The sequence below is a fragment of the Gloeocapsopsis crepidinum LEGE 06123 genome (genome assembly GCF_015207655.1).
Taxonomy (GTDB): domain Bacteria; phylum Cyanobacteriota; class Cyanobacteriia; order Cyanobacteriales; family Chroococcidiopsidaceae; genus Gloeocapsopsis; species Gloeocapsopsis crepidinum.
This window is the reverse complement of record NZ_JADEWN010000072.1, coordinates 1-10321: the sequence shown is the minus strand read 5'-3', so window position 1 is coordinate 10321 and position 10321 is coordinate 1. Positions and strand designations below refer to the sequence as shown.

General features: G+C 41.7%; 9 protein-coding genes and 2 pseudogenes. 8 read left to right on the top strand and 3 right to left on the bottom strand.

The window, feature by feature from the left end:
* Positions 1 to 24: 24 nt before the first annotated feature.
* Positions 25 to 597, bottom strand: a complete 573-nt coding sequence (locus IQ230_RS21990) for a DUF3611 family protein (RefSeq protein ID WP_193934372.1) — start codon at positions 595 to 597, stop codon at positions 25 to 27.
* Positions 598 to 1491: 894 nt separating this feature from the next.
* On the opposite strand from IQ230_RS21990, the pseudogene IQ230_RS21980 reads away from it, so the two are divergent.
* The 8 genes and pseudogenes from IQ230_RS21980 to IQ230_RS21945 all read left to right on the top strand — a co-directional run bounded on the left by IQ230_RS21980 (position 1492) and on the right by IQ230_RS21945 (position 8679).
* Positions 1492 to 1968, top strand: a pseudogene (locus IQ230_RS21980) (glycoside hydrolase 100 family protein).
* Between the two features lie 191 nt (positions 1969 to 2159).
* Positions 2160 to 2711 (top strand): HdeD family acid-resistance protein, encoded by a 552-nt coding sequence (locus tag IQ230_RS21975; RefSeq protein ID WP_193934371.1) that lies wholly within the window; start codon positions 2160 to 2162, stop codon positions 2709 to 2711.
* Between the two features lie 74 nt (positions 2712 to 2785).
* The gene (locus tag IQ230_RS21970; protein ID WP_099701333.1) at positions 2786 to 3148 is read left to right on the top strand and encodes a phage holin family protein; all 363 of its coding nucleotides are present in this window, start codon (positions 2786 to 2788) and stop codon (positions 3146 to 3148) included.
* Between the two features lie 198 nt (positions 3149 to 3346).
* Positions 3347 to 3553, top strand: a complete 207-nt coding sequence (locus tag IQ230_RS21965) for a hypothetical protein (protein ID WP_099701334.1) — start codon at positions 3347 to 3349, stop codon at positions 3551 to 3553.
* A gap of 228 nt (positions 3554 to 3781) precedes the next feature.
* Positions 3782 to 5944: a polyphosphate kinase 1 gene (gene ppk1, locus IQ230_RS21960; RefSeq protein ID WP_193934370.1), complete on the top strand. Its 2163-nt coding sequence runs from the start codon at positions 3782 to 3784 to the stop codon at positions 5942 to 5944.
* Between the two features lie 174 nt (positions 5945 to 6118).
* Positions 6119 to 6703 (top strand): TetR/AcrR family transcriptional regulator, encoded by a 585-nt coding sequence (locus IQ230_RS21955; RefSeq protein ID WP_193934369.1) that lies wholly within the window; start codon positions 6119 to 6121, stop codon positions 6701 to 6703.
* Between the two features lie 66 nt (positions 6704 to 6769).
* Positions 6770 to 7468, top strand: coding sequence for a type 1 glutamine amidotransferase domain-containing protein (locus IQ230_RS21950; protein ID WP_193934368.1), 699 nt, complete (start codon positions 6770 to 6772; stop codon positions 7466 to 7468).
* Between the two features lie 56 nt (positions 7469 to 7524).
* A complete protein-coding gene (locus tag IQ230_RS21945) occupies positions 7525 to 8679 on the top strand; it encodes an iron-containing alcohol dehydrogenase (protein WP_193934367.1) in 1155 nt (384 codons plus the stop codon).
* A 67-nt stretch (positions 8680 to 8746) separates the two neighbouring features.
* Here the strand turns inward: IQ230_RS21945 and psbA are convergent, their stop codons facing one another.
* Complete coding sequence (psbA, locus tag IQ230_RS21940) at positions 8747 to 9829, bottom strand: photosystem II q(b) protein (protein WP_193934366.1); 1083 nt, start codon at positions 9827 to 9829, stop codon at positions 8747 to 8749.
* A 351-nt stretch (positions 9830 to 10180) separates the two neighbouring features.
* A pseudogene (locus IQ230_RS21935) lies at positions 10181 to 10321 on the bottom strand (photosystem II q(b) protein); the annotation flags it as partial.

Sequence of the window (10321 nt, the reverse complement as noted above, 5' to 3'; positions counted from 1 at the left end):
AATGCAACACATAGGCGATCTTGACTAGTCATCCAGCCAGCTAAACAGTCCCAGTGCGATCGCACTGCCAACAAAGTGAGCGCCAATCAGATTGACGTTTGCCAACACGACAAAAATATCCAACGGACGAATAGAATTTGTCGAGGTATAAGCTGCCACTCCTTGAGGTAGTGCTAGAGCTTTCGCTGCTACGGCAGTGATCGTCACTTCAGATGCTAAAAAAGCTAACAGTAGACCAATCAAACTAACAATTAATCCAGTGTTTAATAATTGAAGTACTTCCTCTTTTTTTGGATGTAAGTCCCGATTAGGTGACTGTAAAGTTCTGTCTAAACGTCTATAACGAAAAGACAAATAGAGCCTAAAGCACAGCACTAAAATGCCAGTAATCCCTAAAAAGACGCCAAACGCCATGACTGGATTTGTTGTTGCTTGAACAGTAGTATTACGGCTAAATATAGCCAACAATAAAGCCAAGCTAGAAACAGTACCTAGCCCTAACTGCACCCAGAAGCTAACGCGCCTAACTACGCGAAAAGTAGCTGCAAATCGTTGTTTAGTCGGTGCAGGTAAGTATAAATTCAAGTTATTCGACATTGCGTTCTTCTTAAACTTAATAAACTAGCTTTTGATTTTGATTAGATTTTATAAATATATGTTTTACTAATAGCTAATACAGTGCATCCTGTTTAGGTATCAAACATTAACCCAAGTCAAACTAATCCTTAGAAGGATGTAGCGAGTAGATGTTTTCTACTATGTGTAGTCAATTTAGACAAATCAACTATAAACAACACGGTTCTTTACAGATTTAGCATTGCTATTGGGCTTACGATCAGTTTGATCGCAGTGTCAGCCCAGTTCAGACGAATTCGAGCAGAATGGTTCAGGCGCGATGTCACTGGAAGAACTAAGCAAACAGCCTATCAGGTTTCAACTTGATGTTCCATTCACGATACTGGCGATTTTGTTATTCCCTATGACCAAGCTGTTCGGTTAGACAGGGAGTTGATAGGGCTAAGAGTACCCAGCTTTTTGTCTCTATTGTTGGGGCTGGTCATGGTGGAGGCTTTCCCGACGAGGTAAACAACAGGGCAGCCGCCCTCTTTGCTATAGTTTTGCTGGGGAGAGATGTAGCAATTTCGACTGAGACATTATATAAACAGCAGTCTGATTAATCTCTCAAAAGTGACGAAACATTCTTCACCTCAATCCTAAAGTCTTTCTGAAGTCCAGCGAAGAAATTATGATGTTTCTGTTGAGTGGAGGCAGATAAATAGTAATGTTTGCTCTTAAGCGCCCATTTAAGATAACTGAAGTAAACCAATCTTGACAATTAGCGATAGCTATTTAGGAAGAAGCTTGGGAACTGCTGGAAAAGTCAATTATTTACTATCAAGGGCGACCGATTGGTACGGTTGCTGCCCAAGATCAGGAGGTGGAAGCCCTCAACTACGACCAGTGTTTTATTCGCGATTTCGTTCCTTCAGCATGGCAATTATGGTTTCTCCAGCCAGCCGCGAGGAATCGCAAAGCATCATGAATTTATTTGAACAGCGTTGGCATGACTTGATTGGTTATATACCTGTCAAACTCTGCTTTCCGGCTGTAGAAGGTTTATAGTGGCGGATCGTGACGGGATGTGACGCCAAAAATATGCCTTGGTCTTATCACAATAGTGGCAAACCCGTTTTACTTTGGCTATTTGCCGCTGCCGCACAAAAAACAGAACGGCAAGAATTAGCAAATCGCGCGATCGCACTTGCTGAAACTCGGTTAATCGAGGATGGATTTCCTGAATACTATGATGGCAAACAAGGGCGCTTAATTGATAAAGAAGCGAGAATTTATCAAACTTGGACGATCGCAGGCTTGCTGAGTGCAAAAGAGATCGTGGCAAATTCAAAACACGTTGAGTTACTGAGTTTTGAGGAGGAAATTGAGAGTTCTAGTTATGACTTGTCGTAAGGGCAAGATTTTCCGAACTCGATGATACCAACATGGTAAGTTAAAAGTTGAGTATCTAATTAGAATTTAGTCAAATGCATTAACACCCACGCTACGCTCGAAAATCCAAGGATGTTTTCACCCAAACGCTAGTAAAGGTTAGCAAAAATCTACTGGCTAAAGGGACTTAGATTAAACACAAGGAGATTTGAATGAGAACTACAGACCCTGAAGTGAGAGATAGAGAACGCACTGGTGGCTCAGGAATTGGTATCGTAGTTGGGATCTTATTGGTAATTATCGGGTTAGCTGCTATTGCTCGACCTGTTTATGCAACCATTGCTTCGACAATAGCATTTGGCTGGATATTCATTTTCGCTGGAATTGCTCAATTTATCTATGCTTTTGGATCGCGAGGAGCAGGTCAGTTTGTCTGGAAACTGCTGCTGAGTATCTTCTATTTTGGCGCTGGGATTGTTGTTTTATCTAACGTTTTTTCAGGAGCGATCGCCCTGACACTCATACTAGGAATCACCATCTTTGTTCAAGGTATGTTGCAAGTTCTGCTTGCATTTGATCTGCGTCCTGTTCGCAATTGGGGCTGGGTATTATTTAGCGGCATTCTAGGAGTTATTTTAGGTATCCTCATTTGGTCTGAATGGCCATTCAACGCAGATTGGATGCTCGGACTTTTTATTGGAATTACCCTTTTATTTAATGGTATTTGGATGCTTATCTTATCTTCATTACCGCGGGCTACTTAGCCTTGAATAGTGTCTGATTGCAGGTAAGATTTTGCTAGGAAAAACGTTTAAAGTTGTGTTTAAGGAGTATTTAAATGCTTGGCTTTTTAATTTCAGTCGTCGTCATTGCAATTAGTTTATTAATTATCTCAAAGCTACCTCTAGGTGTTGAGGTTGATAATGCTTGGATTGCTTTAATTGCTGGGGCAATTATTGGTGCATTCAATGGCATCTGGGCTTTGTTGCCTGGCTGGTTTAGAACCGCAAATGCCCTGTTAAGTCTGGGGTTAATTCCCTTAATCGGCAGTATCATTGTGTTTGGTTTAGCAGCCTGGTTAGTTGAGGGATTTCGCTTGAGATGGGGCATTGGCAGTGCAATTTTAGGCGCGATCGCACTCAGCATTGTTAACTCTATTCTCTTTTTTATCCTGCGCCAAACGGGCTTGGTTGCAGTTTAACTTAAGTCATGCATGAGTATATTGCGTTGCAAAGGGCACTGCTGTGTGGTTGTGTCCTTATTAAAGAAGTCAGATAAAGTTTAGATTTGCGTGTTTGATGTTGTCTGAATTTAGAGAAGTAATATACCTTCTGGTTCTGGCGATCACAAAGCGTAAAATTCACAATAGGATCAAACTAACCCGCACTGCTGTTTTTTTATGAATAGTCAAGAGCTAGCACAGTACTTGGAAGCAACAAACAGTATTTCCAAGCCTTGGTTGTTGATCCAGTTACGCTTGCAGAAACTTCAAGAACGCCGCGCTACAACTTCGCCAGAAGAATACGCCCAGGAATTGACAGACATACACCAAGATTTGATGAATTTGGGAGAATGGTGGCAGGGAATTGAAAATGAAGTGTTTTAGCAAAACACAAAAACTAGTCGCCAGATGTTAAGAAGTAAACAAAAAGTATTGATTTAAGAGTGAGATAGTTTAAAAGATACTGAATTTGACTAAATTAGTGTTGGCTAGATATTAAATCTGAAAAATAGCAGACAACACTAGCTTTACAAAGCGGTGGTTCCAAAATTTAATCCTAAAATTGTCTCAGCCTCTAGTTTAAAAAAATTCTCCTGGCAATAATTTACTAATATGCCTAGAACAAAAAAAACTGAAATTGAAATTAATCTTAAAGATCCACAATACTACTTCAATCGCGAATTGAGCTGGTTAGAGTTTAATCATCGAGTACTACATGAAGCTTGCGATCCGCGTACTCCATTGTTAGAAAGACTCAAGTTCTTAGCAATTTTTAGTTCTAATTTAGATGAGTTTTTTATGGTACGCATAGCTGCATTAAAAGAACAAGTTGCAGCCAAGGTATCTCAGTTAACTCCCGATGGTCGGACACCACAAGAACAGTTAGAAGCAATTAGTCAACGACTTCGTCCTTTAGTAACTCAACAACACCAACACTTTGAACAAGTGATTCGCCCTACCTTGGCAAAAGAGGGCATTCATATTCTTGATTACATTGATTTAAATCAAGAACAACGGACTTATTTACAAAACTACTTTGAAGAACAAATTTTTCCAGTTCTCACCCCGCTAGCAATTGATCCTAGCCATCCATTTCCTTATATCTCCAATCTCAGTCTGAATTTGGCAGTCGTTGTTAAAAATCCAGAAACTGAAGCAGAGTTTTTTGCACGGGTGAAAGTGCCTAAAGCGTTACCGCGCTTCTTAGAACTACCAGAAGCTTTAGGAGTTCAAATTCAAGGACAACCTGTGCATTGGACTGGAGTGCTTTTGGAACAAGTACTGGCACACAATCTAGAGTCGCTGTTTCCTGGAATGAATATTCAGGAGTATTACCTGTTTCGCATTACCCGCGATTCTGATTTGGAACTTGAAGAAGATGAAGCAGACGATTTGTTACAAGCAATTGAACAAGAACTTCGCAAGCGGCGCGTTGGTGGTTCGACAGTTAGGCTAGAAATAGAATCTCAAACTCCAGAACCAGTTAAAGCAAAGCTATTACAAGAGTTAGATTTAGCAGAAAGTGATGTTTATCAAATTCAAGGGTTGCTTGGTTTAGGCGATCTGATGTCATTTATGGCATTGCCTCTACCTGAACTGAAAGATCCACCTTGGAAGTCCGTAGTACCATCCCGCGTACAAGGAATCAGCATTCCTCAACTTAATCCAGAAATTCAGGAATCTGAGGAAAGAAAAGATTTTTTTTCGGTCATTAAGGAGGGAGATTTATTAGTACACCATCCTTATGAGTCTTTTTCCTCTACAGTACTGCGGTTTATTACCCAAGCTGCCTACGATCCAGATGTGTTAGCGATCAAAATGACACTTTATCGTACCTCTGGTGACTCTCCCATTGTTAATGCACTGATTGCAGCTGCAGAAAATGGCAAGCAAATTGCTGTTTTAGTCGAACTCAAAGCCCGATTTGATGAGGAAAACAATATTTATTGGGCGCGACGTTTAGAACGTGTGGGAGTTCATGTTGTTTATGGTGTGACTGGGTTGAAAACTCACTCCAAGATTGTTATGGTAGTGCGCCGCGAAGCAGATCGCATTTATCGTTATGTTCACGTCGGCACGGGTAACTATAATCCCAAAACAGCACGATTGTATACAGACTTGGGATTGTTTAGTTGTCGGGAAGATTTAGGTGCAGACTTGACAGATTTGTTTAATTACTTAACAGGTTACTCGCGCCAAAAGTCTTATCGTCAGTTGTTAGTTGCGCCAGTAAATATGCGCGATCGCTTTTTAGCTTTAATTCATCGTGAGATTGAACATTGCCACAATGGTTCAACAGGTCGCATTGTTGCTAAGATGAATTCTCTAGTAGATCCGCAAATTATTGCAACACTATATGAAGCTTCCCAGGCGGGCGTGCAAATCGATCTAATTATCCGTGGTATGTGTTGCTTATGTCCTGGGCTGAAAGATATTAGTGAACATATCCGCGTGATTAGTATAGTGGGACGTTTTTTAGAACACTCCCGCATCTTTTACTTTCACAACGACGGTCAAGAAGAGATCTTTATTGGTAGTGCTGATTGGATGCCACGTAACTTAGACCGCCGCGTTGAAGCCATCACTCCAATTCATGACCCAAAAATAGCTAAAGATCTCCAAGAAATTTTAGGGGTTATGCTAGCAGATAACCGCCAAGCTTGGGATTTACAACCAGATGGCAGCTATATTCAAAGGCAACCCACTGAAGATAGTCCCGAAGCTAGTTCGCAATATATCTTGATGCAAATGGCACGCGATGCAGTTGCTAGCTAAAGAATCGCAAATGCCCTCCGACTCAAGTCGGGGGCTACCCAAAGAAAGTGTACTTTCGTACACCAAAATAAAACTTTTAGCAGTAAATCCACATATGTGGACTTTGTTTATAGCGTGCAAATTCATTCACCAAGCACTCTTGATTTTTATAGACGACTGGTCTAATATAAAATCATGGGCAAAGACACCACAAAACTTGCACTCCTGAAAACTGGTGCGCGTTTCCTCAAAGAAAAGGGATACAACCACACAGGAATACAGGAAGTTTTGCAAGCAACAGGAGTACCTAAAGGTTCGTTTTACTATTACTTCAAAAGTAAGGAAGACTTTGGGCTAGAAATTGTCAAGCACGATGCCTGCGAACACAATCAAGTATTAGACAAGTATCTCAAGGATGAAACATTATCACCTTTAACTCGCTTGCGGCAGTATTTTGCGGCAAAGTGCGAAGAGTTTGCATCTTTGCAGTGTCGTGAAGGTTGTTTACTAGGAAATCTTGGTCAAGAATTAGCCGATCAGAACGAAAGGTTTCGTTTGCGCTTAGAAGAGATTTTTGCTGCATGGCGCGATCGCTATATCGATTGCTTACAGCAAGCCCAAGCTGTAGGAGAAATTTCACCAGACTTAGACGTGCGCATTCTTGCTGATTTCTGCTTGAACAGTTGGGAAGGGGCTTTACAACAAATGAAAGTGACAAAAAGTCCTGTTCCTTTACAAACTTTTATGAGTGTAATGTTTGATGTTGTTCTTAAGCCTTGAAGGTTAGGTTTTACTCAAAATACTGTGTTAATTAGTAGTAGACCAGTCTAATAATGGAAGAATTCTATGCATAAGAAGATTTTAATTGTCGTTACAAGTCATGAAGAACTTGGTAACACAGGGAAAAAGACGGGATTTTATCTTTCAGAAGTGACCCACCCGTATGATGTATTTACTCGTGCCGGCTATGAGGTTGATTTTGTCAGCCCCAAAGGTGGAAAAGCGCCAATGGACGGAGTAAAACTTGAAGATCCCCTCAACAAAGCATTTGTGGATGACCCTAAGAAGGTTAAGCAAGTTGAAAACACACTGCAACCATCACAAATAGAACCCGATCAGTACGATGCCATTTTCTATGCTGGCGGGCATGGCACAATGTGGGATTTTCCCAACAATGAAGAACTTGCCCAAATTGCTGCCAATATCTACGATCAAGGTGGTGTTGTCGGTGCAGTTTGTCATGGACCTGCGGGATTAGTCAATATTAAACTTGCCGACGGTGAGTATCTCATCAAAGGTAAAACTGTTTCCGGCTTCACAAATGAAGAAGAAGCCGCAGTAGAACTCACTGAAGCTGTGCCGTTTCTACTCGAATCAAAATTAAAAGAACAAGGTGCTGAATTTAGCAAAGCAGCAAATTTTGAGGCGCACATTGTGAAAAGCGATCGCCTCGTCACTGGACAAAACCCCGCTTCAGCCGCAGGTGTCGCTGAACAAATGCTGCAATTAATCGAAAGTGCTGCAACTGCACCCGCTACAGCCTGAAATTAACTATGAGGGTTTGGTATTGCCAAGCCCCCATACACTAACCAAAAAATTCTATGCAAAACTTTATCTTCCACAACCCCGTCAAGATTCTTTTCGGGAAAGGTCAAATTGCTAAAATTCCCCAAGAAGTGCCGCAAGCAGCAAAAATCCTGATAACCTATGGCGGTGGTAGCATCAAGAAAAACGGTGTTTACGACCAAGTAAAAGCTGCACTTCAAGACTTTACAGTTTTAGAATTTGGTGGAATTGAACCTAATCCCCGCCTAGAAACATTGATGCAAGCTGTAAAACTTGCCCGTCAAGAAAACATTGACTTTCTTCTTGCAGTTGGTGGTGGTTCAGTTCTAGATGGAACAAAGTTTATCGCCGCAGCGATACCTTTTCAAGGCGATCCTTGGGATATTTTGGCAAAAAAAGCTTCAGTTACCGCAGCAGTGCCACTCGGTGCAGTTCTCACATTACCTGCAACGGGTTCAGAGATGAATTCTACTGCCGTTGTGACTAAAGAGGAAACCCGCGAAAAGCTTTATTTCAGTAGTCCTTTAGTCTTTCCTAAGTTTTCAGTTCTCGATCCAGAAGCGACATTTTCTTTGCCACCCAAGCAAATCAGTAATGGTATTGTCGATGCGTTTACACACACTGTAGAACAATATCTAACTTACCCTGCTGATGCACCTCTACAAGACCGCATGGCAGAATCCATTTTGCAAACATTAATTGAGGAAGGACCAAAAACGATCGCTCATCCCACCGATTACACGGCACGGGCGAATGTGATGTGGTGTGCCACAATGGCACTTAATGGCTTAATTGGTGCAGGAGTTCCGCAAGATTGGGCAACGCACATGATTGGGCATGAATTAACCGCTTTACATGGATTAGATCGCGGTCAAACTTTGGCTGTTGTCTTACCTAGTGTGTTGGAAATTAAGCGCGATACCAAGCGAGAAAAACTACTGCAATATGCAAAGCGAGTTTGGGGAATTACTCAGGGTGATGAAGAACAAATAATTACAGAAGCGATCGCGCGTACGCGTTACTTCTTTGAATCTGTTGGTGTCCCCACGCGGATGTCTGCATACGATGTCTCACATGAAACAATTCCTGCAATTAGCGATCGCCTGAAAAATCGCGGGATGGTAGCACTTGGTGAGAAACAAGATATTACTCCTCAAGTTGTTGAAGAAATCTTAACACTTAGTATTTAGTTAACAACACAAAAAAGTGCCCTCTACAAGAGGGCGCTAACTGCTTATCAGATATTGCTGATAGACATTAACCACTAATTGTGGGTGCACTCAAAGCTACAGGAATAGGAGTCCCCGAAGCTAAATCAAGTGGGAAGTTGTGGGCATTGCGTTCGTGCATCACTTCAATTCCCAAATTGGCACGGTTCAAGACATCTGCCCAAGTTGCTACGACACGACCTTGCGAGTCAAGCACCGATTGGTTAAAGTTGAAACCATTCAAGTTAAATGCCATTGTGCTGATACCTAACGCTGTAAACCAGATACCAACAACAGGCCAAGCACCCAAGAAAAAGTGGAGCGATCGCGAGTTGTTAAAACTAGCGTACTGCCAAATCAATCGTCCAAAGTAGCCGTGAGCAGCAACAATACTATAAGTTTCTGCTTCTTGCCCAAACTTATATCCCAAATTCTGTGATTCAATTTCAGTAGTCTCTCGAATTAACGAGGACGTCACCAAAGATCCATGCATTGCACAGAATAACGCGCCACCAAATACAGCTGCTACACCCAATTGATGGAAAGGATGCATCAAAATATTATGCTCTGCTTGAAACACAAGCATAAAGTTGAATGTACCAGAAATACCCAAAGGCATACCGTCAGAAAAACTACCTTGCCCAATCGGGTAAATCAAAAATACAGAAGTTGCAGCAGCTACAGGTGCAGAATAAGCTACACAAATCCAAGGACGCATTCCTAGGCGGTAGCTAAGTTCCCATTGCCGACCTAGCCAGCAAAAGATGCCGATGAGAAAATGAAAGACGATCAGTTCATAGGGTCCGCCATTGTATAGCCATTCATCTAATGAGGCTGCTTCCCAAATTGGGTAAAAGTGCAAGCCGATCGCATTAGAAGAAGGAACAACAGCACCAGTAATAATGTTGTTTCCGTAAAGTAAAGAACCGGAAACGGGTTCGCGAATGCCATCAATATCAACAGGTGGAGCGGCAATAAAGGCAATAATGAAACAAACGGTAGCGGTTAACAAACACGGAATCATTAGTACGCCGAACCAACCAACGTACAATCGATTTTCCGTACTCGTGACCCAATCACAGAACCGCTCCCACAGGTTAGCGCTTTCGCGTCGCTGTAGTGTTGTAGTCATGGTTCTATTCAGGAAAAAAGTGTTTGATTAATTTGCTGATGATTTATTGAAAAACGATCTTGGGAGAATTTGAAAATTACTTGTTTTCTAAGCGTTGTCTTATTTCGTCTCAGAGCCAGGTATTGTTACTCGACCCTTACAACTCCTCATACCAAATTCGCATTTTAATTCCCAAAGGCGAGAGTATAATTTTTGGGAATTTACTGACTCTTATTCTTAGTATTTACATTGATTTTTGCTATAAATCAATCAACTTGTATTAAGTTTTGCTAGCGTTTGTTACAAAGATTCCCATAGCAAAAAGCGCCCCCTGAATAGGAGGCGCTTCTTAGAATAGCTTCAGATTAAGTATTAACCGTTGATGGTAGGAGCGGTAAGAGCAACTGGAGTCACTTCACCGGAAGCCAAGTCGAGAGGGAAGTTGTGAGCGTTGCGCTCGTGCATCACTTCCATGCCCAAGTTAGCGCGGTTGAGCACGTCTGCCCATGTTCC